The organism is Nioella sp., assembly GCF_965215655.1.
Taxonomy (GTDB): Bacteria; Pseudomonadota; Alphaproteobacteria; order Rhodobacterales; family Rhodobacteraceae; genus Nioella.
Map to the genome: position 1 here is coordinate 2492258 of NZ_OZ244111.1, position 25513 is coordinate 2517770.

Sequence of the window (25513 nt, forward strand, 5' to 3'; positions counted from 1 at the left end):
TCACCCGCGCGACCTTCGTGATTCAATATCGCTTTTCCGTCAGTTGATAGAAATTCCCTATCAAGATACCTCCGACATGCGCCGTGCTTCGGACAACAGCGCATCCAGCACCGGGGTATGGGGTTCGCGAAAGGGCGCGACCAGCCCCACGGAGTGCCCCCTGCCCGCCCCGGAAAGCGGAATGATTTCAAGGGGTTTTCCCCCGGTTAGAAAGCGCGCCATGTCGGCGGGCAGCACCGTCAGAAAGCCCCCTTCCAGCACATTTGCCACCAGAACCACCGTCGAATTCGACTCCACCGTCGCCTCCGGCACCACGCCGGCACTCTCAAAGTTTTTATTGATGATCCGCCGGTTCTGCATGTCCGGCGTCAAAAGGCACAGTTTTTGGCCGTCCAGATCACGCCAGCGCACCTCGGACCGCCCCGCAAAGGGGGAATCGCTGCGGCAGACCAGCATGTAGCGTTCTTCATAGAGCGGCTCGGTGCTGACGCGGCCCGTTGGTTCATTGTCGAGATAGGAAATCCCTGCGTCCACATCGAGATTTTCGATCATGGTCAGGATCTCGATCGAGGTGCGCGACAGGATCGTAAAGCGCACATTTGGGTGCTTTTCGGTAAACCGCGTGGTGAGTTTCCCCGCCCAGGTCAGCGCCGTGGGAATGACCGCAATGCGCAGTTGCCCCGCCAACCCGTGCCGCGAAAACCGCATCTCCTCGCGCAATTGCCGCGCGTCGCCCACGATCTTGCGCGCCCAGACCAGCGCGCTCTGCCCCTCCGGCGTCAGCCCGCCATAGCGCGAGCCACGAAAGATAAGCTGAACGCCGAGCTGTTCCTCCAGTTGCTTGATCCCGGCAGACAACGTCGGCTGCGTGATCCCCAGGCTTTGCGCGGCGCGGCCGAAATGGCCTTCCTTGGCCACGGCGATGAACATCTCCAGCTTGTCGAGCATGATAGAGGTTTCCTATCGGTTTCGAGCCAATTGATAGCTCATCATGGCGTATTTGGAAAGATTGCCCCCGGCGAGTGATTCGGCAGGTCCTGCCCCGAATGGAGCGGCAAGCTTCCCCATCGGCACCTAGTTTCCGGGCAATCACCGCCGATAAGTGCCGGAAAATGTGACAGAAGCGATTTTTCCGGGCAAATTCCACGAAAGGTTTGGGGATTTTGTGAAATTTATTTACCATATAGTCAAAAATCGGGAGATGGGGGATGCTGGACATCATCATAAGGCAGGCAAACCTGCCGGACGGACAGGGGCCTGTCGACATCGCCATCCAGGGCGACAGGATCGCAGAGATCGCGCCCCGGATCGACGCCGAGGCGCGGGAGGAGATCGACGCCACGGGCCGGCTCGTCTGCCCGCCCTTCACCGACCCGCATTTCCACATGGACGCTACGCTGAGCCTTGGCCTGCCGCGTATGAACGTGTCGGGCACGCTGCTGGAAGGCATTGCGCTGTGGGGGGAGCTGAAGCCCCTGCTAACGCCCGACGCGGTGATCGAACGGGCGCTTTGCTATTGCGATCTGGCGGTGTCTCAGGGGCTTCTGGCGATCCGGTCGCATGTGGATGTGTCCACCGCGCCGCTGGTCGGCGTTGAGGCCCTGTTAGAAGTTCGCAAGCAGGTCGCCCCTTATATCGACCTGCAACTGGTGGCCTTCCCGCAAGACGGGCTCTATCGCGCGGAAAAGGCAGAGGAAAACCTGATCCGCTCGCTCGATATGGGGGTCGATGTGGTGGGCGGCATCCCGCATTTCGAACGCACCATGGCCGACGGTGCCCGGTCGGTCACTCGGCTGGCAGAGATCGCGGCGGAACGCGGCCTGATGCTGGACCTGCATTGTGATGAAAGCGACGATCCCATGTCGCGCCATGTGGAAACGCTGGCCTATGAAACCACGCGGCTCGGGCTTGGCGGGCGGGTCACCGCCAGCCATGTGACCGCGATGCATTCCTATGACAATTACTATGCGTCGAAGCTCATTCCGCTGATCGCGGAAAGCGGGATGAACGTAGTGCCCAATCCGCTGATCAACATCACCCTTCAGGGCCGGTCCGACACTTATCCGCGCCGCCGTGGCCTGACCCGCGTGCCGGAACTGCGCGCGGCGGGCGTCAACGTGGCCTTCGGGCAGGATTGCACCATGGACCCGTGGTATTCGCTTGGCTCTGCCGACATGCTGGAAGTGGCGCATATGGGCGTCCATGCGGTGCCCATGACCTCGCGCGAGGCGATGGACTGGGCCTTCACTTCCGTCACCCAGAACGGCGCCAAGGCCATGGGCCTGCCCGACCCCACGATCCGCAAGGGCGGCCCGGCCAGCATGGTTGTGCTGCAGGCCAAAGACCCAATCGAGGCGGTGCGGATGAAGGCCACACGGCTCGCCGTTCTGAAACACGGCAAGGTGCTGTCGCGCACGGCTCCGCGTCTTGCCACGCTGTCCCTGCCCGGCCGCCCGGAAACGCTCGACCCGGCCAGCTACGCGCCGGTTTCGGCGGACAAACCCGAATAACAACAAAACCTAAACAGACCCCAACAGAGAGGACCCACCCATGAAACTCACCACCACTCGCCGTCAGCTGATGATCGGTGCCGCTGCAACGCTCGCCACGCCCGCCTTCGTGCGCCGCGTGAACGCGCAATCGGCTGTGCGCATCGCGGGCGTCCACATGTCGCCCGTGGAAAACGCCTGGAACAGCCGCATCCACCTGGCGATGCAGGAGGCCGCCGCCTCTGGCCTGATCGAGTATGAATTCTCCGAGGGCGTTGCCCCCACCGACTACCCCCGTGCCATGCGCGAATATGCCGAGGGCGGCGCGCAGATCATCTGGGGCGAATCCTACGCCGTGGAGCGTGAGGCGCGCGAAGTGGCGGGCGACTACCCGGAAACGGCGTTCCTGATGGGCTCGTCCGGTGGCCCCGACGGCGACAATTTCGGCGTCTTCGGCACCCGCAACCATGAAGCGGCGTATCTGGCGGGGATGCTGGCGGGCCATATGTCGGAAAGCAATGTCTTCGGCTCGGTCGGCGGCTATCCGATCCCCGAGGTGAACCTGCTGATTAACGCCTTCCGCATGGGTGTGAGCGAGGTAAACCCCGATGCCACCTTCCTCAACGGCTTCATCGGCGCCTGGTTCGACCCGGCCCGCGCGCAGGAAGCGGCGATTGCCCAGATCGACGCGGGCGCGGATATCCTCTTTGGCGAACGGATCGGCACCGCAGACGCGGCACAGGCACGGAGCATCAAGGCCATCGGCTCGCTGATCGACTATACGCCGCGCTATCCCGGCACGGTCTTTGCCAACGCGATCTGGAACTATGGCCCGACCATCGCGGCCATCGTGGCGGATGTGCAGGCGGGCAACCCGACGGGCCGGAACTACACGGAATACTCCTTCATGGCCCATGGCGGGAATGAGCTGATCTACGTGGCCGACGAAGTGCCCGCCGAAGCGATCCCGGCGATGGAGGCCAAGCAGGCCGCGATCCAGTCGGGCGAATGGGACGTTCCGATCGACGAAAGCGAACCGGCCTGATCGGGGCGCGAACGTGACCGACGCCACGGCCCTTGCTGCCGCCATTGCCGAGGGGCAGGTTTCTGCCGCCGACGTGATGGAGGCAAGCCTTGCCGCCTGCCACGCGCAGGGGGCTTTAGGGGCCGTGGTGCATCTGGATGAAGACATGGCCCGCGCAGGCGCAGCGGCGGCGGATGCGCTGCCTTTGGATCGGCGCGGGCCGTTTCATGGCGTGCCCTTTCTGGTGAAGGACCTAGGCGGAGTGGCCAAGGGCCTGCCGCAAGCCGCCGGGTCTGCCGCCATCCGCGCACAGGCGCGAAGGCCAGAGGCTGACAGCCACCTGTTGCAGGACCTGCGACGCACCGGGCTCATTCCCTTCGGCATTACCGCGACACCCCCGTTCGGCCTGTCCCTGACTTGCGAGCCTGAGGGGCTCCCCCCCGCCCGTAACCCGTGGAACGCGGACCTCACCCCCGGCGGATCGTCAGGCGGCGCGGCGGCGGCGGCTGCTGCCGGGATCGTCGCCATCGCCCATGCCACCGACGCGGCAGGGTCTATCCGTGTGCCTGCCGCCTGTTGCGGGCTGACGGGGCTCAAGCCCTCTCGCGGGGCCACGCCAGGCGGGCCGGATTTCGCCAATCACCTGATGGGAATCGCGTCGGAACTGGTGCTGGCGCGGTCGGTCCGCGACGTGGAAGCGACGTTCGGAGCCGTCTACCAGCCGCTCGCCCCCTACCACCTGTCTGACCGGCCCCGCATTGCGTTGGCCCTGCCCGACCGCTGCGGCCCCGACCAGCAGCGCGCCGCGAAAGAGGCCGCCGAGGCGCTGCGCGACGCGGGCTGCGAGGTGCATGACGTGCCCGCCCCCGACCGCATGGGGGCCGAGGCCCATGCCATCGCGCGCACCATCCTGTCTGTCTCGCTGGCCGAATGGCTGACTGCGCTGAAAATCCCCGATGATCAGGTGCCGCCCCTCGCCACCGCCATGGCCGCCGAAGGACGTGCGACGCCCGCCACCGCGCTTTTTGCCGCCTCCCGGCAACTGGCGCGCCTAACCAACCGGGCCCGCAAGCTTTTCACGGCGGCGGACGCGGTGCTGATGCCGGTCCTGTCTTCTGCCCCCCTGCCCGTGGGCGCGCTTGACCTGTCGGGCAGCGACCCCGAGGCCCACATGGCCGCGCTGGAGGCCTTTGCCCCGAACGCGGCGCTCGCCAATGTCGCGGGCCTGCCCGCCATGGCCCAACCCTTCGGCATGGCAGACGGCCTTCCCCTTGGTGTCCAGCTGATCGGCCCGCCCGGCGCGGATTTCGCCCTGCTGTCCCTCGCCGCGATGATCGAATCCCGCGCCCCCGCCCTTCCCTTCCCGTCCCCAATCGCAGGCCTGCCCGTATGACCAAGGTTCTGGAGCTTCACAACATCACCAAGCGCTTCGGCGCGCTGACCGCGAACGACAACGTGACTCTGACGCTGGATCAGGGCGAAATCCTCGCGCTTCTGGGCGAGAATGGCGCTGGCAAGACGACGCTGATGAACATCCTTTTCGGCCATTACGCCGCCGATGAAGGACAGGTGAAAGTCTTCGGGCAGGAGCTGCCCCCCGGCCTGCCGCGTGCGGCCATCGCGGCGGGCGTGGGCATGGTGCACCAGCATTTCACGCTGGCGGGCAACCTGACGGTTCTGGAAAACGTCATGCTGGGGTCGGAGCCGCTGACCCGGCTGAAATCGGCACGGGGTGAGGCCCGGAAGAAACTGATGGAGATCGCCGACCGATTCGGCCTGCCGGTGAAGCCTGAGGCAAAGGTCAGTTCGCTGAGCGTCGGGGAACGCCAGCGGGTGGAGATCCTGAAAGCGCTCTACCGCGACGCGCGGGTGCTGATCCTCGATGAACCCACGGCGGTTCTGGCCCGGCCCGAGGCAATGCGGCTGTTCGAGACCCTGCGCGACATGACCAACGAGGGGCTCTCGCTCATCTTCATCAGCCACAAGCTGCATGAGGTCATGGCGGCCTCGGACCGGGTCGCGGTGCTGAGGGGCGGCAGGATGGTGGCGGAACGCAAGACATCCGAAACCTCCCCCGGCGAACTCGCCGAGTTGATGGTGGGCCGCAAGGTGGAACGGCCCGTGCGCCATGACCACCAGATCGGCGCGCCGGTGCTGGTGGCGGACAAGGTGCGGGTGGAGGACGGCGGCGAAACCCGGCTCGATGACGTGTCCTTCACGGTCCATGCGGGTGAAATCCTCGGTATCGTCGGAGTCTCCGGCAACGGTCAGGCGGCGCTTGGGGCGCTGCTGTCGGGGCTGGCGCATCCGGCATCGGGCACCTTGACACTGGCCGATCAGGACGTAGGCCATCTGGGACCGCGCGGCATGATCCGGGCGGGCGCGGGCCGGGTGCCGGAGGACCGCCATGCGGAGGGCGTGGTGGGTGAGCTTAGCCTTTGGGAAAACGCGGTTCTGGAACGGCTGCGCACGCCGGAGTTTTCCCGTCGAGGCTTCGTGCGGCAAGGGGCGGCGAAGGCCTACACCAACGATCTGATCAAGCGGTTCGACATTCGCGGGGCGGCCCCCGACACGCGCATCAGGCTTCTGTCAGGTGGCAACATGCAAAAGCTCATCCTCGGCCGCGTCCTGTCCAACGGGCCGCGTTTCGTGCTGGCCAACCAGCCGACGCGGGGTCTGGACGAGGGCGCGATTGCCGCTGTCCATGCGGAACTGCTGGCGGCCCGCGCGGAAGGCGCTGCGATCCTGCTCATATCAGAAGAACTGGAGGAAGCCGTGGCCCTTTCAGACCGCATCCAGGCTATCGTGAAGGGCCGCCTGTCGGAGCCCATTTCGGCGGACGAGGCGGACCCACAACGATTGGGCCTGATGATGGCCGGTGTCTGGACGGAGGACGATCATGCGGCTTGAACGACGGGCGCATGTGCCCATTCACCTAGTGATCCTCGCACCTTTGGCCGCCGTGTTCACAGCGCTTGTGCTGGCGGCGGGGCTGATTGCTGCGGCGGGGGTGAACCCGCTGACAGCCTATGGCGAGATGCTGACCGGCGCGCTCGGGTCGCGCCTGTCGATCACCGAAATGCTGACCCGCGCCACGCCGCTCATCTTCACCGGCCTTGCTGCCGCCGTCGCCTTCCGCGCGCGGCTGTGGAATATCGGCGGCGAGGGGCAGTTCTTCGTGGGTGCGCTGGTCACCGCGTGGATTGGCCATTCGCTCGGGGTTCCCGGATGGATCGGCATACCGCTGCTGATGCTGGCGGGCATGACGGCGGGCGCGGCGCTGCTGGCGGGGCCTGCCTTCCTGCGGTTACGCTTTGGTGTGGATGAGGTGGTGACGACGTTGCTGATGAATTTCATCGTCATCCTGTTCGTGGGCCTCATGATCGAAGGCCCGATGCGTGATCCGCTGGCCTTTGGCTGGCCATCCTCCGTGCCGGTGGACGGGGATTTCCGGCTGCCTGATCTTGTGCCCCGCACGCGCCTGCATATCGGGCTGCTCTTCGCTATTGCCGCCGCCGGGGCCGTCTGGCTGGTCCTTGCGCGCACGGTCTTCGGCGCGGAAACGCGGGCGGCGGGACTCAATGCCTCTGCTGCCGCCTTTGCGGGAATTTCCCTGCCCAAGACCATCATGGGCGTTGCGCTACTGTCGGGTGCCTTGGCGGGCCTTGCCGGATCGGTCGAGGTGATGGGCGTTACGGCGGGCGTCACCACCACGATGAGCCCCGGCTTCGGCTACGCGGGCATCGTCGTCGCCATGCTGGCGGCGCTGCACCCCGCAGGTGTGGTCGCCGCTGCCGTTTTCGTCGCCACCGTCTTCGTCGGCGCAGATGCCATGAGCCGCGCCACCGGCGTTCCCAGCTTCATCGCCGATGTGATCGTGGCGCTGTGCCTTCTGACCATGATCGTGGCCCTTCTCTTTACAACCTACCGGGTGCGCCGATGAGTGACGCGATTGACCTTCTGATGAACACGAGCCTCTGGGCGGCGGTCCTCCGCATTGCAACGCCGCTCATTTTCGGGGTGCTCGGGGCGCTGCTTTGTGAACGTTCGGGCGTGCTGAACCTCGGGATCGAGGGCATTATGACCATGGGCGCGATGAGCGGTTGGCTCGCCGTCTACATGGGCGCGCCGCTGCTGGTGGGGTTGATGGTGGCCGCGACTTGCGGGGCGCTGATGGGGTTGATCCATGCGGGGCTGACGGTGCCACTTGGCCTGTCGCAGCATGTCTCGGGGCTTGGCATCACGCTCTTTGCGTCTGCACTGGCCTATTACCTCTACCGGCTGATCGTGGTGGTCGGCGAAACCCCGCCCGCAATCGAGGCGTTCCAGCCTCTGGATCTGCCTGTCCTGTCGGACCTGCCCATTGTCGGGCCGATCCTGTTTTCCCAAAGCGTACCGACCTATCTTGCGCTGCTGTCAGTTGCGGTGATGGCTTACGTTCTGGCGCGCACTCCGCTTGGGCTAGCCATTCGAATGACCGGCGAAAACCCCCATGCGGTCGAGGCGCAGGGGCTGAACCCGATCCGCATTCGCATCGGCGCGGTGGTGGCGGGATCCGCCCTGATGGCGGTTGGCGGGGCCTTCCTGACCACGGCAGCGTTCAACAGCTTCTTCCCCGGCATGGTCCAGGGACGCGGCTGGATCTGCATCGCACTGGTGGTCTTCGCAAGCTGGCGGCCAGGCAAGGCCCTTGTCGGCGCGCTTCTGTTCGCCTTCTTCGACGCCTACCAGTTGCGGCTGCAAACGGCGATTGAGGGCGTGCCCTATCAGCTGTTCCTTATGGCCCCCTATGTGCTGTCCATCGTGGCGCTGATCCTGGTGGCTCGCCGGGCGGAAGTGCCTGCCGCCCTGATGGCCCCCTACCGGCGCGGGGAGCGTTAGGTGAACGCCGCCATCGCGTGGGACAGGCCATTGCGGATATGGGTTTCCAGAATGGTCTGGGCCTTCGCAGCGTCCCGCGCGAGCGCCGCTTCGAACATCGCCCGATGTTCCTGCGCCGCGATCTCCCCCCGATGGGTCAGAACAAGCATCTGGTAGCGTAGATACTTGTCGAAGAGCGTGGCGTGCAGGGACAGCAGGTTGCGGGAATTGCAGGCCTGGATCATCGCCAGGTGAAATTCCCAGTCGTAGCGCTTCCACTGTTCCTTGTTGGTCTCATCCCCGGACAGCATCTGCTTTTCCATCAGGTGCAGCTTGTGATGGGCAGCCACCAGATTGCCTTCCCAATCCGCGTCCCCGTTCTCGATCGACACCTTGAGAGCGGAGCATTCCAGCAGCACCCGCAGATCGGCAATCTCGATCAGATCCTCGCGCGAGACCGGGGTCACGAAGAACCCGCGCTGCTCCTCGGCCGCGACGAAGCCTTCGCTGGCCAGACGGTTCAGGGTTTCGCGCAAGGTGGACACGCTTGCGGCATAGCGCGATTTCAGCGGCTCCAGCTTCAGCTTCGATCCCGGCGCAAGCCGCCCGAAGATGATATCGCGTTTGATCGCGTCATAGGTGGTTGAGCCTACTGTGCTCAGTGTCTTGATCATACCGATCTCCTGCCCGGTATTCCTTCGTTTTCCTGACAAGTAGCAACTTGTCCGACAAGCTTCAATCTAGCAGGATTTTTTACGTTTTTCAAAATATCATATATTATTGATTTTATCCGCTAACAACACTATCGTCGATTCGATAAACAAGAACAGGGCGCAATGCCCCTGCGACAGACCGGAACAGAACAGACGTGACATTAGCGGACGACATGACACCCACACGCAGCGGCTGCCCTGACACGGGACGCGCAAAGCCATGAGTTGCCCGACACGCATCGCGATTGTCGGCGCGGGATTGGTCGGCCGGCGTCACGCAGAGGCCATCTGGCGCAATCCGGGCGCGGACGTCTCCGCTATCGTCGACCCACATGACGAGGCCCGCCAGTATGCTGCACAGCACGGAATTCCCTGCCACAGCAACCTTGCGGAGCTGTTTGCCACCGACCATCCCGATGGGGTCATCCTGTCCACCCCGACCCTGATGCATGTGGATCAGGGGCTGGAGTGCATTCGCAACCGCTGTGCCGTGCTGGTTGAAAAGCCGATCTCCGCCAGCGCCAAAGACGCCATGCGATTGGTACTGGCAGCAGAACAGGCAGATGTGCCGTTGCTCGTCGGCCATCACCGCCGCCACAACCCGCTGGTCCAGAAGGCCAAGCAGATCATCGACAGCGGGGCCGTCGGAGCGATCCGCGCGGTGCATTCGCAATGCTGGTTTTACAAGCCCGACCACTATTTCGACATCGCCCCGTGGCGGACCCGTAAAGGGGCCGGGCCGGTCTCGGTCAACCTGGTTCACGACATCGACCTTCTGCGTCATCTCTGCGGCGAGATTGTCAGCGTTCAGGCGCAGGCCGCTCCGTCGAGCCGCGGTTTCGAAAACGAGGAGGTCGCCGGGGCCGTCATGCGGTTCGAAAACGGCGCTATCGGCACAGTGACCCTGTCTGACGGGATCGTTGCACCCTGGAGCTGGGAACTGACCGCGCGCGAATACCCGGTTTACCCCGCCACGTCACAAAGCTGCTACCTGATCGGCGGCAGCGAGGCGTCGCTGTCGCTGCCCGATTGCACCTTGTGGAACCAGACCGGCAGGCGCGACTGGTGGGAACCAATCAACGCGACCACCGTGGCCCGACCCTCCTCCGATCCGCTGGAAAACCAGATTGCGCATTTGCTGTCGGTTATCGCCGGGGAGGCCGAACCTCTGGTCTCGGGCCGGGAAGGCACCAGAACGCTCAGCGTCATCGAAGCCATCCAGAAATCCGCGCGAACCGGACAGGCGGAGGTGCCTGAAACCTTTGCGGACACGCCGACTGTCGGGGTGGCAATATGACGAGAGACAGCAGGCAAGAGCTTTTCACCACGCCCTTTCAAAACAGCTGCGGCTGTCACGGGCGGCACTACCCAAACCGCTGACCATCCAGCAAAACTCGTGTCAGGGAGGACACATCATGAAACTGAACTTCACACGCAGAGCCGCCATGTCGGCAACTCTTGCCGCGGGCCTTCTGGCCAGCGCATCGGGCGCCGCCTTCGCGGATGGCCACATGATCCAGCTGCGGCTGTCCATGTCCGGATCGGAAACCGACCAGCGGTCCGTCGCCATGGCAGAAGTCTTTGGCCCCGCCGTGTCGGGCTTTGCCAGCTACGAGCCCGCCTATAACGCGACACTCTTCGCACAAGGCACCGAGCTGGAAGCGATCAGCCGCGGCAACCTTGAGATGACGATCTCCTCGGCGCAGGAACTGGCACAGTTCTTCCCCGAGTTCTCGCTCTTCACTGCGGGCTATGTCCATCAGGACGCCGCCCATCAGGTTGCCGTCTTCAATGACCCGCTGTTCGAGCCGTTCCAGCAGCGCGTGATCGACGATCTCGGTGCGCGCCTTCTGTCGGTGATGTATCTGGGCCGCCGTCAGGTGAACCTGCGTCAGTGCCCCGATGAGCTGACCGTCAACACCCCGGCCGATCTGGAAGGTGTGAACCTGCGGATGCCCGGCACCGATGCATGGCAGTTCCTGGGCCGTGCGCTTGGCGCGTCTCCGACGCCGATGTCCTTCTCGGAAGTCTACACCGCCCTTTCGACCGGCGCCGTGGACGGGCAGGATAACCCGCTGCCGACCGTGGTTGACGCGCGCTTCTACGAAGTGACCTGTCAGATTGTGCTGACCTCGCATCTCGTCGACCTGAACTACATCACCATCTCGGAGGCCGTGTGGCAGAGTATGGATGCCGAGCAGCAGGCCATCGTCCAGCAGGCCGCCGATGACGCCGCAGAACTGGGCCGTCAGCGTCAGCTTCAGCTGGAAGACGAGCTGGTCGCCTTCCTCGAAGAGCAGGGCATGACGATCTACGAGCCCGACACCGCCGCGTTCCGCGAGGCGGTGCAGGCGGCCTATCTCGACAGCGAATTTGCCGAGACCTGGCCCGAGGGCGTGCTTGAGCAGATCAACGCTCTGGGCAACTAATCGTCCCCAACCATATCATTCCGTTCCGGAGGTCGTCTCATGCTGAACAAGCTTCGCAAGTGGTTCACCCACGGAACGGAATTCATCGCCGCGATGATGCTCGCGGCGATGTTCCTGACCTTCCTGATCCAGATCTTTTCCCGCTACGTGATGCTGAACCCGTTCGGCTGGACGCTGGAGCTGTGTCTGATCCTCTGGGTCTGGATCGTCTTTTTCGGCTGCGCCTTCATCGTGAAGGAGCGCGACCACGTCACCTTTGACATTTTCTACCTCGCCAGCGGGCGCCGTTTGAGGCAGGTTCTGGCGCTTGCCGCGGCCGCGGCCATCGTCATCGGCATGGGCATCTCTTTCCTGCCGACATGGGACTATATCGACTGGATGCGCATGCGACGCACCTCGACCGTGGAAAACCCCTTCACGGGCGACCGCATTCCGCTGCGCACGATCTTTTCCATCTACGCCATCTTCATGATTGTCATCATCGCCCGCTACGCTTGGCGCTTTGTCGACGTGCTGCGCAATGGCCCGCCCGACGACGACCACGAGATACCGGGCCATGACCCCGAACCGCCCCATATCCGCCACGGGGAGGACGCGACATGAGCTTTGAACTTGCCTCCTGCCTCGTCACGCTCTTCGTTCTGGCCGGGATCGGTACGCCGATCGGCTATGCGATCATCCTCGCCTCGCTGGTCTATCTGGGCTTCGCCGGGCTGGACCTTGCACTTGCTGGTGAAAAGATTCTGCAAGGGCTCTACCGCAGCTTTATCCTGCTGGCTGTGCCGCTTTTCATCGTTGCCGCCAATATCATGAACGCGGGCACCATTTCGGACAGGTTGCTGCAGTTCTGCGTGGCCGCCGTGGGCCGGTTCCGGGGTGGGCTTGGCCATGTGAATGTTGTGGCCTCGCTGATCTTTTCCGGCATGTCCGGGTCCGCCGTCGCGGATGCCGCCGGGATCGGCAAGATCATCATCCAGATGATGACCAAGGGTGGCCGCTACGCGCCCGGTTATGCCGCCGCGATCACCGCTGCCTCGGCCACGATCGGGCCGATCATTCCGCCGTCGATCCCCATGGTGCTCTATGCGCTTGTCTCCAACTCCTCCATCGGGGCGCTGTTTCTTGCTGGCATTGTGCCCGGCCTGATCATGGGCGTGGTGCTGATGGCGATGAATTACTACATCTCGTCAAAGCGGGGCTTTGCGCTTGAGGAACCGGTGCCGCTGAAGCAACTGCCCCGGCACACCGCCAATGCCTTCCCTGCCCTTCTGATGCCGGTCATCCTGCTTTACGGCATTTATGGCGGCGTCACCACGCCGACCGAGGCCGCCGCAGTCGCGGCGCTGTATGCGTTGCTGCTGGCCGGGCTGTTCTACCGCGCCCTGTCGCTGCGCGCGCTTTATAACATCTTTGTCGAAAGCGCCCGATCCTCCGCCGCTGTTGGCCTTGTGATCGGTGGCGCGCTGATCCTGAATTTCGTGGTCGTGTCGGAAAACATCCCGGCGATGGTGGCCAATTCACTGGTCGGCATCGATATCCACCCACTGGTTTTCCTGCTGCTGGTGAACCTGCTGATCCTGGCCCTTGGCTGTGTGCTGGACGCCACGACGATCATCCTTGTCATCGTGCCGCTGTTCATCCCCGCCTGCCGGGAACTTGACATCGACCTGGTGCATTTCGGGGTTCTGGTGGTGGTCAATTCCATGATCGGGCTGATCACGCCGCCCTATGGCATTCTGCTTTTTGTGATCAACGCCGTCACAGGCATCGCGCTGAAAGACATCATTGGCGAAATCTGGGCCTTCCTTGCCGTTCTGATTGGCGCACTGCTGCTTCTGATCCTGTTCCCCGATCTGGTGTTGTTCCTGCCACGTTTGCTTGGATACGGAGGCTAAGGGATCCACACCATGCCATTGTCGATTGCCACCTCTGCCGTCCCCGGTGACGTCCCGCAGAAACTGAAGGCCGTCGCCGAGGCCGGTTTCAATGGCATTGACCTGTCGGAGCCGGATTTCACCGGTTACGAGGGCAGCGCCAGCGATCTGGCCGGGCTTGTCACCGACAACGGGCTGACCATCTCGGCGCTCCTGGCCTTTGACGGGTTGGAGGGGTTGGACGGTCCCGCGCGAGTTGCGGCCTTTGACCGGCTGGAGCGTGTTTTCGACCGGATGGGCGCGCTTGGGACGGATCTTCTGGTGGTGCGCGCCTCCTCTTCGCCCAAGGCCACCCCGGATCGGGCCCGACTGCTACAAGACCTGAGGGAGCTTGCCGGGCGGGCCGAGGCGCGCGGCGTGAAAGCGGCCTTTCAGGCGCTGCCATGGGCACGCACCCTGACCCGAGAGGATACTGCGGCAGAGCTGATCGCAGAGATCGACAGCCCGGCGCTCGGGCTTGGGCTGAACAGCCTCTATTCGCTCGCCGATGGCTCCCGCCCGGCCCGGTTGGGCGGCCTCAACGGCGCGCAGGTCTTCCATGTGCAGCTGTCCGACGCCCCGAAGCTCGATATGGGCCTGCAATATCTCGCACATCACTACCAGATCCTGCCCGGTCAGGGCGATCTGAACCTTGCTGGCTTTGTCCGGGTTCTGGCGCGCGCGGGATACAACGGCCCCTGGTCCATCGCTACCGCCAATGACGTGGCAACGCGCAACGGCCCCGCTGCCGTGGCCTCCGACGCCTATCGCGCCCTTCTAAACCTGCTGGACGAGGTGGACAGCCCCGAGCCGGGGATGAATTTCGATATTCCCGCCCTGCCCAAACGGGTCCGCGCAACCGGGTTCGAATTCATCGAGTTTGCCGCCGATGAACGCAGTGCCGACGACATGCGGAAAACCCTGCGATCCATGCGGTTCCGGCGCGAACGTCAGCACCGGACCAAGTCGGTCGAGCTGTGGCGGCAAGGTGCGGTAAACATCGTCATCAACACAGAACGAAGCGGCTTTGCCCATTCCGCGTTCCTCGCCCATGGCCCGACCGTCTGCGACATGGGTCTGCGGGTGGAGGATGCGACGCTGACCGCCAAACGGGCAACGGGACTTGGCGGGTCGCTGTTCTCACAGCCCGTGGGCGCGGGAGAGCTGGACATTCCGGCGGTGCGCGGCGTCGGCGGAAGCGTCGTGCATTTCATCGACGAGAAATCCGACCTGCACCGAGTGTGGGACATCGAGTTCCTGCCCGTCCCCCGCACCGAGGCCACGCAACCCGCTGGCCTGCGCAGGATCGACCATCTGGCCCAGACCATGCGCCATGAGGACATGCAGAGCTGGCTTCTGTTCTACCTGTCAACTTTCGACATGCGGAAATCGCCCGTCGTGGATGTGCACGACCCGGCAGGCCATGTCCATTCGCAGGCGATCCAGACCCCAGAAGGCGAGATCCGGCTCAACCTGAACGGCACCGAACCGGGACAGACCGTTGCGGGCAGCTTCATCGCCGACAAGTTCGGCGCAGGCGTGCAGCATATTGCGCTTCTGAGCGACGATATCTTCGAAACCTCCGCCCTCTTGGCCGCGTCCGGCTTTCAGCGACTGGCCATTCCCGCCAATTACTACGCCCATATCCTGTCCACATACGAACTGGACGCGGCCATGGTGGCGCGCCTCAAGGACGGAAACATCCTGTATTCCCGCACTGATGGCGGAGAGTTCTTTCAGATCTACAGCCTGCCGATCCTGGGTGGGTTCTTCTTCGAGATCGTCGAACGCCGAAACGGCTACACGGGCTATGGCGCACGCAACGCGCCTGTCCGCATCGCGGCGCAAAGCCGTCTGCTGCGCCCCGCCGGGATGCCCCTGAGATGAGCCCGGCTCACTCCATGACGGCCGGGTTGATCGGGCACGGGATCGCAGGATCGCTCACGCCGTCGATGCACGAGGCCGAGGGGCGTGCCCATGGCCTTGACTACCGCTACGCCCGGATGGACACCGCCCTGCCCCCCTATCGGGAGCAGAGCCTTGCCCAGATGATCGACGCCGCGGAACGGGCAGGCTTTCGGGGCCTCAATATCACCCATCCGTTCAAGGTGCAGGTACTGCCCCTGCTGGACCAGCTATCGCCTGAGGCCAAGGCGATTGGCGCGGTGAATACCGTCCAGTTCCTCAACGGCTGCCGGATTGGGCACAACACCGACATCAGCGGCTTTGCCACAGCCTTTCGTGAGGCTTTGCCGGGTGCGGGAATGGATCATGTCCTGCTGCTTGGGGCTGGCGGCGCGGGGGCTGCGGTGGCCCATGCACTGATTGCGCTTGGCGTGCGGGTGCTGTCCGTTTTCAGCAAGGAGCCAGACCAGACGCGGGCATTGCTGAACAGGCTCGCTGCGCAATACCCCACGTGCCGCCTGCATGCGCCCGACGCGCTTGACCGTGCGGCGCTGCGCGACGTGGGCGGTGTGGTCAATGCCACGCCCATGGGAATGGACGCCTATCCCGGCACGGCGATTGCCGTCGACTGTCTGCACCCCGATATCTGGGTGTCGGATATCGTGTACTTCCCCCTGGAAACCGAGCTGCTACGGATTGCGCGGGCCATGGGATGCCGCACAATGTCCGGGGCTGGCATGGCCATTCATCAGGCCGCCCAGGCTTTTCAGATCATCACCGGACAGCAGGCGGATGCCGACCGTATGGCCGCTGAGTTCGACAGGCTGACCGCACCTGATATAGTTTCAGCAGAATCTTCAGGATAAGCTCAGATGAATGACGCAGACGAGATCCGCCATTGGTGGCGCACCTCCATCATCGACATGGAGCCGGGAAAGATCGCCTTTCGCGGGCACCCCGTTCAGGATCTGATCGGGACCGTCAGTTTCCCGCAGATGATCTGGCTGATGCTGCGCGGTGACCTGCCGACGCGGGCCGAGGCAGACCTCTTTGAATGCGCCCTTGTGGCCGGGGTCGATCATGGACCGCAGGCCCCCTCGATCGCTGCCGCACGCATGGCCGCGACCTGTGGCGTGGGGCTGAACAACGTGATGGCCACGGGTGTGAACATGCTTGGTGACGTGCATGGCGGCGCGGGGGAACAATGCGCCGTGCTGTACTATGATGTCGCTGCAAGGATTGACGCGGGCGCGGATCTGGATCAGGCGGTTCGCGACGGGCTCGATGCCTGGCGGGCCGAATATGGCAAGATCGTCTCGGGCTTCGGGCACCGCTTTCACAAACCCGTCGATCCGCGCGCGCCGCGCCTGATGGCACTGGTGCGGGAGGCCGCCGCGGCGGGCACAGTCTCGGGCCGCTTCGCCACCATCGGCGAGGCCGTACAGGGCGAGCTTGGCCGCCAGCGCGGCGGTCGTCCCATTGCGATGAATATTGACGGGGCCACGGCGGTGATCTTCTGCGAGCTTGGCTTCCCCCCACCCCTGTCGCGCGGGCTGTTCTGCCTGTCACGCTCTGTCGGGGTGCTGGCCCATGGCTGGGAGCAGATGCAGCAAGGTGGGCGCAACAAGGGGCCGATGCCGCCGAAATTCCTTCCGGAATACCAACCCAAGGACGTCACCAGCTAACCGCGGCCTCCCTGCGAAGGGGCCAGACCGACCGCATGCAGCCGCGCCCTCACCGCGTGCGGCCTTCGAGCAGATGCGCAATCGCAACGCGATCGGATGTTACCGGACCCACTGTCCCGCCTGTCGCCCCATGCCGATAGGCGCGCAAATGATGCCCCTCAAATCATTGAAAATAATACGAAACCCCAGAGGACGAAGCCCCGGCCTTGCAAAATGATTGATGTTTTTAAAAATCTCATATATTTTTCTTTTCACCACATATATATAATCCTGTATCATGATTCCGCGGAGCTTCTTCGATGGCGAAGACAGACCAAACGCCCCAGCCAGACCCGCTATATTCGCTGGCCCATCTGACCCTGATCGACTGTTCCGCGCCCGAGCTGGTCTATATCGCGGCGCGGGCGGGATATGACGCGGTCAGCCCGCGCTTCATCCCCATGCATGTGCCCGGCGAGTTTGCGAACCGGCCCGAGGACAAGGCGCTGGTGGCGGCCACCAAGCTGGCACTGAAGACGACCGGGCTTAAGGTTCTGGACATCGAGCTTGCGCGGATCACCGACGACTGCGACCCCAAAAGCTTTGAACCGTCGCTGGAACTGGGTGGCGAATTGGGGGCCAAACGCCTGATCATGAGCGCCTGGACCAGCGACCGCGATGACCGGAACTTCCTGGTCGAGTGCTACGGGGAAACCTGTGATATCGCCGCGCAATACGGGCTGAGTGTCGATCTGGAGTTTCCCTCGTTCTCGCGGCTCAGAACCCTGGATGAGGCGCTCGATATCGTGCGGGCAGCGGACCGGCCCAATGGCGGCATTCTCGTCGACACGCTCTACCTGCATCTCAGCCGCGTCGATATCGGCGAGCTTCTGCATGTCCCGAGCGAGCTGCTGCATTTCCTCCACATCTCCGACTGCCTGCCCGGCATCGCCGACACGCGCGAGGGCATGATCCAGCTGGCCCGCGATGCGCGACTTTATCCCGGCGAGGGCTGGATCGACTTTACCGGCATCATCGAACGGATGCCGCCGGTCGACTACTCCATCGAACTTCCCAATCAGAGCCGCGTGGCCGAGCTCGGGCTCGAAGAACACGCCCGCCGCTGTCTGATCCAGGCAAAACGCACCTTCGGGACAGCCCGGTCGAAACGGCTGCACCCCGATCCTGTTCTGGCGCAAGCCAACACACACAACGAGGGCCATCATGGGCAAAGACCTGACTGAAGACGACCGACAGCTTGTGGCTGACATGCTATCGCGCGCCCGTGCGGCAATGGCAGAGATCGAAGACTGGAGCCAGAAAGACCTGGACCGCTTGTCTCAGGCGATTGCATGGTATGCCGGAAACGAGAAGACCTTTACCCGGCTGGCGCAGCAAGGGGTCGATGAAAGCGGCATCGGCGATCGTGAAGGGCGGCCCGCCAAGCGGTTCAAGATCCACATGGTGTTGCGTGACGTGCTGCGCACCCCCTCGACCGGGGTCGTGGAGGTGGATGAGGCGCGCGGGCTGGTCAAATACGCCAAACCCGCCGGGGTGATTGCATCGCTCATCCCGATGACCAACCCGGCGATGACGCCACCGGTCACGGGCGTATCCTCGGCAAACGCCCGCAATGCCGTTATATTCAGCCCCCACCCTCGCACCGCGCAGACGACCTATGAGATGGTCGAAGTGATGCGCGCCGCCTGCCGGGCCGTGGGCGCACCCGAGGACCTGTTCCAGTCGATCCGCAAGCCCTCGATCCCCATGACCCAGCATCTGATGGAGGTCTGCGACCTGACCCTTGCCACCGGTGGCAAACCGATGGTGAAGGCCGCCTATTCCTCCGGCCGTCCGGCCTATGGCGTCGGCGCAGGCAATTCCTCGATCGTCATCGACGAGACCGCGGATATCGAGATTGCCGCAGCGAACACGCGGATTTCCAAAACCTCCGATTTCGGGTCCGGCTGTTCGGCGGATGGTAACATCATCATCCAGCGCTCGATCTATGACGCCATGGTCAAGGCGCTGGAGGCTGAGGGCGGGTATCTGTGCAACGCGCAGGAAAAGGCCTTGCTTGAGGCGGCCATGTGGGACGAAAAGGGCAATCGCACTTTCCCCACCATCGCTTGCCGTCCGCAGCAAACCGCCGAGGTGGCCGGGTTTTCGATCCCTGAGGATCGCAAGTTCCTGATGGTCGAAAACCAGGGCCAGATCGGGCCTGAACACAAGTTCTCCAAGGAAAAGCTGACCACGCTGATGGCGCTTTACCACTTCGAAACGTTCGATGACGCGCTGGACACCGTCCGCGCCATCTACAACACCGGCGGCAAGGGCCATTCCTGCGGCATCTACAGCCACAATGACGAAAACATCGACCGTCTTGCCCGTCTGGCCCCTGTCAGTCGCATGATGGTCCGCCAGCCGCAATCCAAGGCCAACGCGGGTGCCTGGACAAACGGGATGCCGATGACCTCCAGCCTCGGCTGCGGGATCTGGGGCGGCAACATCACCAATGAGAACGTCACCATGAAACACATGATGAACTACACCTGGGTCAGCCGCCCGATCCCCGAGGATCGCCCCTCGGAGGAGGAGCTGTTCGGTGAGTTCTTCGGACAGGAGGTCGCGTGATGGACGGTACAGCAGTTGAGCACAAGACCGTCGCCGAACATATCGTCGATTTCCTTGAACGGCGCGAGGTCAGCCATGTTTTCGGCCTCTGCGGTCATACCAATATCGCAGTGCTGGCGGCCCTCGCCGACAGTCCCATCGACTTCGTCACCGTGCGCCATGAACAGATCGCGAGCCACGCGGCAGACGCCTATGCGCGGGTAACAGGGAAGGCCTCGGTGGTGTTGTCGCACCTGTCGCCGGGGTTGACCAATTGCGCCACCGGGGTCGCCAATGCGGCGCTCGACTGCATCCCCATGGTGGTGATCGCGGGCGATATTCCGACGCATTACTACGGCAAGCACCCGCATCAGGAGGTCAACCTGCATGCCGACGCCGCCCAATGGGAAATCTACCGCCCCTTCGTGAAACGCGCCTGGCGGGTTGACCGGGCCGATTTGATGGCCGAGATCCTCGAAAAGGCGTTCCATCTGGCCGAAAGCGGACAGCCCGGCCCGGTGCTGGTCAACGTGCCGATGGACATCTTCAGCGCCCGCATCCCGGCGGACAGTTTCGACCGGATCAGGGACAACACCCGCGCACTGGTGAAACCCTCGATCGACGATGACACAGCGCGCAAGATCGTCGAACGTCTGGCCACGGCTGAACGCCCCGTGGCCTATGTGGGCGGCGGCATCCTGCTGGCCAAGGCGAGCGAGGAGTTGCGCGCGTTCGTGGAGCATATGGGCCTGCCCGTGGCGCATAGCCTGATGGGCAAGGGCGCGCTGCGCGACGATCACCCCTTGGTCATGGGCATGACCGGGTTCTGGGGGACGGAGCTGGTGAACCAGTCCTGCCTGAATGCCGACTATGTCTTCGCCGTGGGCACAAGGTTCAAGGAAGCCGACTGTTCCAGCTGGTATCCCGGCTACACCTTCAACATTCCCGGATCAAAAGTCATCCATATCGACATTGAACCACAGGAGATCGGTCGCAACTATCCGACCGAGATCGGCGTGGTGGCGGATGCCAGAGCGGCGCTGCGGGTGCTGACCCGTGTGGCGAAAGAGATGTATCCGGACGGGTTTGCACGGTCGGAGAAGAAGGCCGAAATCGCCGAGTTCCGTACCGCCTTCAAAGCGTCGAACGCAGAGATGCAAAGCTCGCAAGCCTTCCCGATGATGCCCGAACGCATTCTGGCCGACACCCGAAAGGCGCTGCCCGAAGATGCGATCATCACCACCGATGTGGGCTGGAACAAGAATGGCGTGGGCCAGCAGTTCGATATTCTCACGCCGGGGTCAATCCTGACGCCGGGCGGCTTTGCCACCATGGGGTTCGGCCCCCCGGCGGCCATCGGCGCCAAGCTGGCCGCGCCAGACCGGGTGGTGCTCAGCCTCGTGGGCGATGGTGGGTTCGGACAGAACCCGTCGATGCTGGCCACGGCGGTGGAGCTTGATCTGGGCATCATCTGGCTGGTGATGAACAACAACGCGTTTGGCACCATCGCGGGCCTGCAAAAGGCCCATTACGGGCTGACCTATGGCACCACCTTCCCCGGCACAGCCGCCGCGCCCACCAACGGGCCGGGCTATGCGGAAATCGCACGGGCCTATGGTGCGGAAGGGGTTCGCGTGACCTCAGCCGATGACCTGCTGCCGGCCCTTCAGGCGGCGATTGCCAGCGGCAAACCAACGGTTCTGGACGTAGCAATGATCAACAACCCGACGCCCACAACCGGGCATTGGAACATCCTCGACATCTACTCGCCAGACAAGGATGTGAGCCACGTCTCGACGTGATTCAGGGTTGCCGGTTGAAAGATTAACATCCCCCGCCCTCGCGGGGGGTGTTTGCGTTCAGCCTTTGGCGGTCAGCATCTCGCAGACATGGCGCGTGGCCAGCGCATATCCATTGACGCCAAAGCCCATCAGCACCGCGTCCGCCCGAAGACCCACATAAGACGTGTGGCGGAAGCTTTCGCGCTTGTGGATCTGGCTGACGTGAACCTCGATCACCAGACCGTCATAGGTGTTAAGCGCATCCAGAATGGCAATCGACGTATGCGTATAGGCCGCCGCATTCAGCACGATCCCGGCAGCGTTCTGACGCGCCTCGTGAATCCAATCGACGAGCTGGCCTTCATGGTTGGATTGCCTCTGAACGATCTCACAGCCAAACTCTGCCGCCACGGCCGTACAGGTCCGCTCCACATCCTGCAGCGTGTCGTGGCCGTAAAGCTCCGGCTGTCGCTGGCCCAACAGGTTCAGGTTGGGACCGTTCAGGATGTAGATGGTCTTGCTCATATCGGGTCTTTCCGGGGCATGAGGGGCGGCGTTCGCCTTCTAATGGCAGCGAAACCGCCCTGTATCAAGCCTTTGCGCCCAATGCGGTCAGAGCGAGGCATCCTCCTCGAACTTCGCCAACTCCTCTTCAAGGATCGGGGTGGACATGGTCATGGCGTGAATGCCCATGATGGTGGTCAGCTGGATGACCTCCATGATTTCCTCGCGCGTGGCCCCGGCCCTGAGCGCGTTCTGAATGTGCCGTCGCACACCCGGCGCCCAGAGATGCGTCGTCGCCGCGTTGATCGCGATGAAGATCAATTCCTTGTATTTCTGCTCGAGCGGCCCGTGGTTTTGCGGCACGGAGCGGAAATGCAGGAAGCCCTCCAGATAGTCAGGGTCCATCTCGGCCATCTTGTCCCAGACCGGGTTCCAGTCATCGGACTGCCGCTGCGCTTCGGTATATGGGTATTTCTTGTCGGTCATGGCTCACCCTCCCCGGTGCTTGAAACTGTCGCGGCGGAAGGAATAGAGCGCGGCGGGGTCAACCGACACGTCAATGACGGCTGGCTTTCCGCAGTCCAGAGCGGCCTTGATGCAATCGGCGGTCTCGTCCAGCGTTTCCGCCTTGAAGCCCGCCGCGCCGTAAAGCTCCGCCAACTTGTCGAAGGGCGGGCTGGAGATGTCCGCGCCGATGTAGCGCTGGCCGAAGAAATCGCGCTGATAGGCTTTCTCCGCCCCCCAACAGCCATTGTTCATGACCACGGTCACGGTGTTGATGCCGTAATCGACTGCTGTCGACAGTTCCGACACCGTCATGCCGAAGCCACCGTCGCCCATCAGGCTGATCACCGGCCGGTCGGGCATGGCCAGTTTCACGCCGAGGCCGGCGGCGAAGGAAAAGCCCACGAGGCCGAAATCGAGCGGGGTGAAGAGGCTTTTGGGTTGCCAGTAGTTCATCGCATCCGTGGCCTGTAGACACAGCGTGCCCGCATCCATCGTCAGGGCGCTCTCTTTCGGCAACACGTTGCGCAGCGTCTTGAACAGGCCCGAGGGCTGGATGGGCAGCGTCGCCACATCCGCATCCGCATCGCGCTTCGTCAGATAGGCCTGCCGCTCGGTCTTGTAGGCCGCCGTCCACGCCTCGGCCAGTTTGCGATCGTCGATCCTGGCCAGCGCCGCCACCAGTTGCCGGGCCGCCGTAGGGGCATCGGCCAGGATGCCAAGGGTCGCGGGGAAATAGCGCCCGATGGCGGTCGGCTCCTGCTCGATCTGGATGATCGCGGCGTCGCGGTTGATGTTGTCGTAGCTGTAGAAGGTGGAGTTGAAGCCGAGCCGCGTGCCAAGCGCGAGGATCACGTCGGCCTCTTTCACCAGCCTGGAAGCCACCGGGTTGCCGCGCGGGCCCATCTGGCCGGCGTTCAGGGGATGGCCGAAGGGCAGCGCGTCGCCGTGACCGGGCGAGGTCACGATGGGACAGCCCGTCGCCTCTGCCAGCGCCAGCGCGTCGTCGGCGGCCCCGGTCATCTTGATGCCGCCCCCGGCAACTATCACGGGGCGCGCGGCCCCACGCAGCATGGCGGCGGCCTTGGCAATCGCGTCGTCCGATCCGGCGGCGGGGGCATGGGCGTAGGTTTCCGGCCCCGGCATCGGGCCGAAATCTGCCTCACCGGACAGCACGTCGCGCGGCAGGTTCAACTGCACCGGTCCCTTGCGGGGGGCCTGCGCCACGCGGAAGGCCTCGCGCACCATTTCCGGCACCCTGTCGGTGCTGGTCGCGGTCCATGTCTGCTTGGTGATGGGCTTGAACAGGGCCTCCTGATCGACCTCCTGGAAGGCATCACGATACTTGTGGCCCGAGGACAGCATTCCCGCGATGGACACGACCGGCGAGTAGGCCGCCTTCGCCTGCGCCAGACCAGTCACGAGGTTCGTTGCCCCCGGCCCGTTCTGACCCGCCAGAACCACACCCGCTTGCCCGCTGGCCCGCGCAAACCCATCTGCCATATGGGTGCCGGTGCGTTCATCATGCACCCCGATAAACCGGATCTCGGGCGCGTCGTAGAGCGCGTCGAACATCTCCATCGTGGCCGAGCCGATGAGCCCGAAGATATGATCGGCCTTCTCGGCCTTCAGCGCCTCCACGGCCGCCTGACCGCCTGTGAGTTTCGTCATTGTTGCGTGTCCTTGTTCCTGACCTCAACCCGCGTGGCGGATGAGGTAATCCCTTGTCGGGCCGGTAAAGAGCTCGGGCCGTTCCAAAAGGCCCAGATGCTGCAAGCCCGGCACGATGATGGTTTCCGCCCCGGCGATTTCGCTGGCGATGGCGTGGCTCATGGCCGGTGTGCTGCCGCTGTCATTCTCGCAGGTCATGACCAGCGTGGGGTGAGTGATGGGCGGCTCGGGCCGGATCAGTTCGGTGACGCCCGCCGCCAGCACGTAGCGGTGACCTGTGTAGTTGTCGGGGTCATTGGCCAGCACGGTGTCCCGCACCCAGTTCACCGTCGCAGGATGATCCGCAAGAAACCATGGCGTGAACCAGCGTTTCAGCGTTTCCTCGATTGTCGCCGCAGGCCCCCCTGCCCCGGTGTCCTTCGCCCGTTTCTCGACCAGCGCCTGCGCTTCCGGGCTTCGCTCGTGCGGCGAGTTCTGGATGACGAGCGCCGTAGCCCTTTCAGGATGATCCATGGCGAAGCGCCGGTTGATCATGCCGCCAAGGGAAAAGCCTACGAGCGCGGCCTTCACAATACCCAGATGATCCAGCAGCCGCACGATCTGTTCCGACAGCACCGCCAGGCTCGGGGTTTCGCCCGGCAGGGCACTTTCCCCGTGACCGCAAAGGTCATAGGTCAGCACCCGAAACCGGTCAGCAAAGGCCGGGACGTGATCATTCCATGTCGCCCGCGTCAGCCCGAGCCCGTGGATCAGCACCACCACCGGCGCGCCCTCGGGGCCCGTCAGATCATAGGCGGTGCCATCAGGCGCGATTGCCATCGCTTACACCCCCGCCGGATTATCGACGGAGCGGCCCATTTCCTCCAGATCCTCGTAGCGGTTGCCGATCCGGTGAAGGGGATGTCCGCCAAGGCTGCCGCCAAGGGCCACGATGATCTCATCCTCTGCGGGGGCGTCGGGAATGGTGGTTTGCAGCGTCTGGTAGTGCGAGCGCCGCCCGCCATCGTCCTTGTCCATCATAGGGATGGTGATGGTGCAGCCCGCCGCGCCTCGCGTGTTCGAGAACACCAGATAGGTCTTGGCATCAATCGCCTCACGCAACTGGTTGCCGAACCACAGCGAATGGGTCAGCGCCTGCGCATGCTCGACCTCACCGCCCATGCCGACGATGGAGGCCTTGCCGACCCCTTCGATGGACCCGCCCGACAGGCGCAACATTTCTTCTGTAAGAAGCTTGCCGATGACGGGGCAGTGTTCGCGGATCTCGGGCTTCATGTCTTCCACGAAACCGCGCCCGAACCACGGGTTCCGGATCACGGCCATCGCGGCAAACATGCGGGTGGGTTCGGGAACTTCGCGGCCCCCTTCCACATGGGTCAGTTGGGTCAGCGTGAGCACACGCCGGATTTCTACAGCCATTTTCTCTGGTCCTGTTCGCGTTCG

Annotated in this window: 23 protein-coding genes; 16 read left to right on the forward strand and 7 right to left on the reverse strand. The window is 63.6% G+C overall.

Translation table 11 applies throughout. From position 1 onward, the window contains the following. Positions 1-60: 60 nt before the first annotated feature. The gene (locus tag ACOOEX_RS12455; RefSeq protein WP_420395126.1) at positions 61-948 is read right to left on the reverse strand and encodes a LysR family transcriptional regulator; all 888 of its coding nucleotides are present in this window, start codon (positions 946-948) and stop codon (positions 61-63) included. 260 nt (positions 949-1208) lie between these two features. On the opposite strand from ACOOEX_RS12455, the gene ACOOEX_RS12460 reads away from it, so the two are divergent. Genes ACOOEX_RS12460 through ACOOEX_RS12485 form a run of 6 tightly spaced genes read left to right on the forward strand, consistent with a single transcriptional unit; the run spans position 1209 to position 8394 of the window. Continuing rightward, positions 1209-2510, forward strand: a complete 1302-nt coding sequence (locus tag ACOOEX_RS12460) for an amidohydrolase family protein (RefSeq protein WP_420395127.1) — start codon at positions 1209-1211, stop codon at positions 2508-2510. A 40-nt stretch (positions 2511-2550) separates the two neighbouring features. Beyond that, positions 2551-3534, forward strand: coding sequence for a BMP family protein (locus ACOOEX_RS12465; RefSeq protein WP_420395128.1), 984 nt, complete (start codon positions 2551-2553; stop codon positions 3532-3534). Positions 3535-3547: 13 nt separating this feature from the next. Continuing rightward, positions 3548-4906 carry an amidase gene (locus tag ACOOEX_RS12470; protein ID WP_420395129.1) on the forward strand — a complete coding sequence of 453 codons (1359 nt, stop codon included), beginning with the start codon at positions 3548-3550 and terminating at the stop codon, positions 4904-4906. Continuing rightward, positions 4903-6423: an ABC transporter ATP-binding protein gene (locus ACOOEX_RS12475; protein WP_420395130.1), complete on the forward strand. Its 1521-nt coding sequence runs from the start codon at positions 4903-4905 to the stop codon at positions 6421-6423. Before ACOOEX_RS12470 ends, ACOOEX_RS12475 begins: the two co-directional genes overlap by 4 nt. Beyond that, entirely contained in the window at positions 6413-7456 is a 1044-nt protein-coding gene (locus ACOOEX_RS12480) for an ABC transporter permease (RefSeq protein WP_420395131.1), read from the forward strand. The genes ACOOEX_RS12475 and ACOOEX_RS12480 overlap by 11 nt, the downstream gene beginning before the upstream one ends. Next, a complete protein-coding gene (locus ACOOEX_RS12485) occupies positions 7453-8394 on the forward strand; it encodes an ABC transporter permease (protein WP_420395132.1) in 942 nt (313 codons plus the stop codon). The genes ACOOEX_RS12480 and ACOOEX_RS12485 overlap by 4 nt, the downstream gene beginning before the upstream one ends. Here the strand turns inward: ACOOEX_RS12485 and ACOOEX_RS12490 are convergent. Then, positions 8391-9047: a GntR family transcriptional regulator gene (locus ACOOEX_RS12490; RefSeq protein WP_420395133.1), complete on the reverse strand. Its 657-nt coding sequence runs from the start codon at positions 9045-9047 to the stop codon at positions 8391-8393. The two genes, ACOOEX_RS12485 and ACOOEX_RS12490, sit on opposite strands and share 4 nt — an antisense overlap. A gap of 259 nt (positions 9048-9306) precedes the next feature. Here ACOOEX_RS12490 and ACOOEX_RS12495 point away from each other — a divergent pair, with 259 nt between their 5' ends. The 10 genes from ACOOEX_RS12495 (at position 9307) to ACOOEX_RS12540 (ending at position 21412) form a co-directional block, all read left to right on the forward strand. Further along, positions 9307-10383, forward strand: a complete 1077-nt coding sequence (locus tag ACOOEX_RS12495) for a Gfo/Idh/MocA family protein (RefSeq protein ID WP_420395134.1) — start codon at positions 9307-9309, stop codon at positions 10381-10383. A 118-nt stretch (positions 10384-10501) separates the two neighbouring features. After that, entirely contained in the window at positions 10502-11515 is a 1014-nt protein-coding gene (dctP, locus tag ACOOEX_RS12500) for a TRAP transporter substrate-binding protein DctP (protein ID WP_420395135.1), read from the forward strand. 39 nt (positions 11516-11554) lie between these two features. Then, entirely contained in the window at positions 11555-12118 is a 564-nt protein-coding gene (locus tag ACOOEX_RS12505) for a TRAP transporter small permease (RefSeq protein ID WP_420395136.1), read from the forward strand. After that, a complete protein-coding gene (locus tag ACOOEX_RS12510; RefSeq protein WP_420395137.1) occupies positions 12115-13410 on the forward strand; it encodes a TRAP transporter large permease in 1296 nt (431 codons plus the stop codon). The genes ACOOEX_RS12505 and ACOOEX_RS12510 overlap by 4 nt, the downstream gene beginning before the upstream one ends. Before the next feature lie 12 nt (positions 13411-13422). Continuing rightward, positions 13423-15315, forward strand: coding sequence for a bifunctional sugar phosphate isomerase/epimerase/4-hydroxyphenylpyruvate dioxygenase family protein (locus ACOOEX_RS12515; protein ID WP_420395138.1), 1893 nt, complete (start codon positions 13423-13425; stop codon positions 15313-15315). After that, positions 15312-16199 (forward strand): shikimate dehydrogenase, encoded by an 888-nt coding sequence (locus ACOOEX_RS12520; RefSeq protein ID WP_420395139.1) that lies wholly within the window; start codon positions 15312-15314, stop codon positions 16197-16199. The genes ACOOEX_RS12515 and ACOOEX_RS12520 overlap by 4 nt, the downstream gene beginning before the upstream one ends. A gap of 6 nt (positions 16200-16205) precedes the next feature. Continuing rightward, positions 16206-17018 (forward strand): citryl-CoA lyase, encoded by an 813-nt coding sequence (locus ACOOEX_RS12525; RefSeq protein WP_420395140.1) that lies wholly within the window; start codon positions 16206-16208, stop codon positions 17016-17018. A 299-nt stretch (positions 17019-17317) separates the two neighbouring features. Continuing rightward, positions 17318-18241 (forward strand): sugar phosphate isomerase/epimerase family protein, encoded by a 924-nt coding sequence (locus ACOOEX_RS12530; protein WP_420395141.1) that lies wholly within the window; start codon positions 17318-17320, stop codon positions 18239-18241. Next, a complete protein-coding gene (locus ACOOEX_RS12535) occupies positions 18222-19631 on the forward strand; it encodes an aldehyde dehydrogenase family protein (RefSeq protein ID WP_420395142.1) in 1410 nt (469 codons plus the stop codon). The genes ACOOEX_RS12530 and ACOOEX_RS12535 overlap by 20 nt, the downstream gene beginning before the upstream one ends. After that, the gene (locus tag ACOOEX_RS12540; protein ID WP_420395143.1) at positions 19631-21412 is read left to right on the forward strand and encodes a thiamine pyrophosphate-binding protein; all 1782 of its coding nucleotides are present in this window, start codon (positions 19631-19633) and stop codon (positions 21410-21412) included. Before ACOOEX_RS12535 ends, ACOOEX_RS12540 begins: the two co-directional genes overlap by 1 nt. Before the next feature lie 57 nt (positions 21413-21469). Here the strand turns inward: ACOOEX_RS12540 and aroQ are convergent, their stop codons facing one another. From aroQ to ACOOEX_RS12565, 5 genes are all read right to left on the reverse strand, one after another. Continuing rightward, a complete protein-coding gene (gene aroQ / locus ACOOEX_RS12545; RefSeq protein WP_420395144.1) occupies positions 21470-21916 on the reverse strand; it encodes a type II 3-dehydroquinate dehydratase in 447 nt (148 codons plus the stop codon). An 87-nt stretch (positions 21917-22003) separates the two neighbouring features. Next, positions 22004-22381, reverse strand: coding sequence for a carboxymuconolactone decarboxylase family protein (locus ACOOEX_RS12550; protein ID WP_420395145.1), 378 nt, complete (start codon positions 22379-22381; stop codon positions 22004-22006). A gap of 3 nt (positions 22382-22384) precedes the next feature. Next, entirely contained in the window at positions 22385-24070 is a 1686-nt protein-coding gene (locus tag ACOOEX_RS12555; protein ID WP_420395146.1) for a thiamine pyrophosphate-binding protein, read from the reverse strand. Between the two features lie 24 nt (positions 24071-24094). After that, positions 24095-24889 (reverse strand): alpha/beta fold hydrolase, encoded by a 795-nt coding sequence (locus ACOOEX_RS12560; RefSeq protein WP_420395147.1) that lies wholly within the window; start codon positions 24887-24889, stop codon positions 24095-24097. A 3-nt stretch (positions 24890-24892) separates the two neighbouring features. Next, positions 24893-25489, reverse strand: a complete 597-nt coding sequence (locus tag ACOOEX_RS12565) for an amino acid synthesis family protein (RefSeq protein WP_420395148.1) — start codon at positions 25487-25489, stop codon at positions 24893-24895. Positions 25490-25513: the final 24 nt, after the last annotated feature.

Coding starts and splice junctions, on each gene's coding strand:
- ACOOEX_RS12455 (WP_420395126.1), bottom strand. CDS start 948: ATGCTCGACAAGCTGGAGATGTTCATCGCCGTGGCCAAGGAAGGCCAT.
- ACOOEX_RS12460 (WP_420395127.1), top strand. CDS start 1,209: ATGCTGGACATCATCATAAGGCAGGCAAACCTGCCGGACGGACAGGGG.
- ACOOEX_RS12465 (WP_420395128.1), top strand. CDS start 2,551: ATGAAACTCACCACCACTCGCCGTCAGCTGATGATCGGTGCCGCTGCA.
- ACOOEX_RS12475 (WP_420395130.1), top strand. CDS start 4,903: ATGACCAAGGTTCTGGAGCTTCACAACATCACCAAGCGCTTCGGCGCG.
- ACOOEX_RS12480 (WP_420395131.1), top strand. CDS start 6,413: ATGCGGCTTGAACGACGGGCGCATGTGCCCATTCACCTAGTGATCCTC.
- ACOOEX_RS12485 (WP_420395132.1), top strand. CDS start 7,453: ATGAGTGACGCGATTGACCTTCTGATGAACACGAGCCTCTGGGCGGCG.
- ACOOEX_RS12490 (WP_420395133.1), bottom strand. CDS start 9,047: ATGATCAAGACACTGAGCACAGTAGGCTCAACCACCTATGACGCGATC.
- ACOOEX_RS12495 (WP_420395134.1), top strand. CDS start 9,307: ATGAGTTGCCCGACACGCATCGCGATTGTCGGCGCGGGATTGGTCGGC.
- dctP (WP_420395135.1), top strand. CDS start 10,502: ATGAAACTGAACTTCACACGCAGAGCCGCCATGTCGGCAACTCTTGCC.
- ACOOEX_RS12505 (WP_420395136.1), top strand. CDS start 11,555: ATGCTGAACAAGCTTCGCAAGTGGTTCACCCACGGAACGGAATTCATC.
- ACOOEX_RS12510 (WP_420395137.1), top strand. CDS start 12,115: ATGAGCTTTGAACTTGCCTCCTGCCTCGTCACGCTCTTCGTTCTGGCC.
- ACOOEX_RS12515 (WP_420395138.1), top strand. CDS start 13,423: ATGCCATTGTCGATTGCCACCTCTGCCGTCCCCGGTGACGTCCCGCAG.
- ACOOEX_RS12520 (WP_420395139.1), top strand. CDS start 15,312: ATGAGCCCGGCTCACTCCATGACGGCCGGGTTGATCGGGCACGGGATC.
- ACOOEX_RS12525 (WP_420395140.1), top strand. CDS start 16,206: ATGAATGACGCAGACGAGATCCGCCATTGGTGGCGCACCTCCATCATC.
- ACOOEX_RS12530 (WP_420395141.1), top strand. CDS start 17,318: ATGGCGAAGACAGACCAAACGCCCCAGCCAGACCCGCTATATTCGCTG.
- ACOOEX_RS12535 (WP_420395142.1), top strand. CDS start 18,222: ATGGGCAAAGACCTGACTGAAGACGACCGACAGCTTGTGGCTGACATG.
- ACOOEX_RS12540 (WP_420395143.1), top strand. CDS start 19,631: ATGGACGGTACAGCAGTTGAGCACAAGACCGTCGCCGAACATATCGTC.
- aroQ (WP_420395144.1), bottom strand. CDS start 21,916: ATGAGCAAGACCATCTACATCCTGAACGGTCCCAACCTGAACCTGTTG.
- ACOOEX_RS12550 (WP_420395145.1), bottom strand. CDS start 22,381: ATGACCGACAAGAAATACCCATATACCGAAGCGCAGCGGCAGTCCGAT.
- ACOOEX_RS12555 (WP_420395146.1), bottom strand. CDS start 24,070: ATGACGAAACTCACAGGCGGTCAGGCGGCCGTGGAGGCGCTGAAGGCC.
- ACOOEX_RS12560 (WP_420395147.1), bottom strand. CDS start 24,889: ATGGCAATCGCGCCTGATGGCACCGCCTATGATCTGACGGGCCCCGAG.
- ACOOEX_RS12565 (WP_420395148.1), bottom strand. CDS start 25,489: ATGGCTGTAGAAATCCGGCGTGTGCTCACGCTGACCCAACTGACCCAT.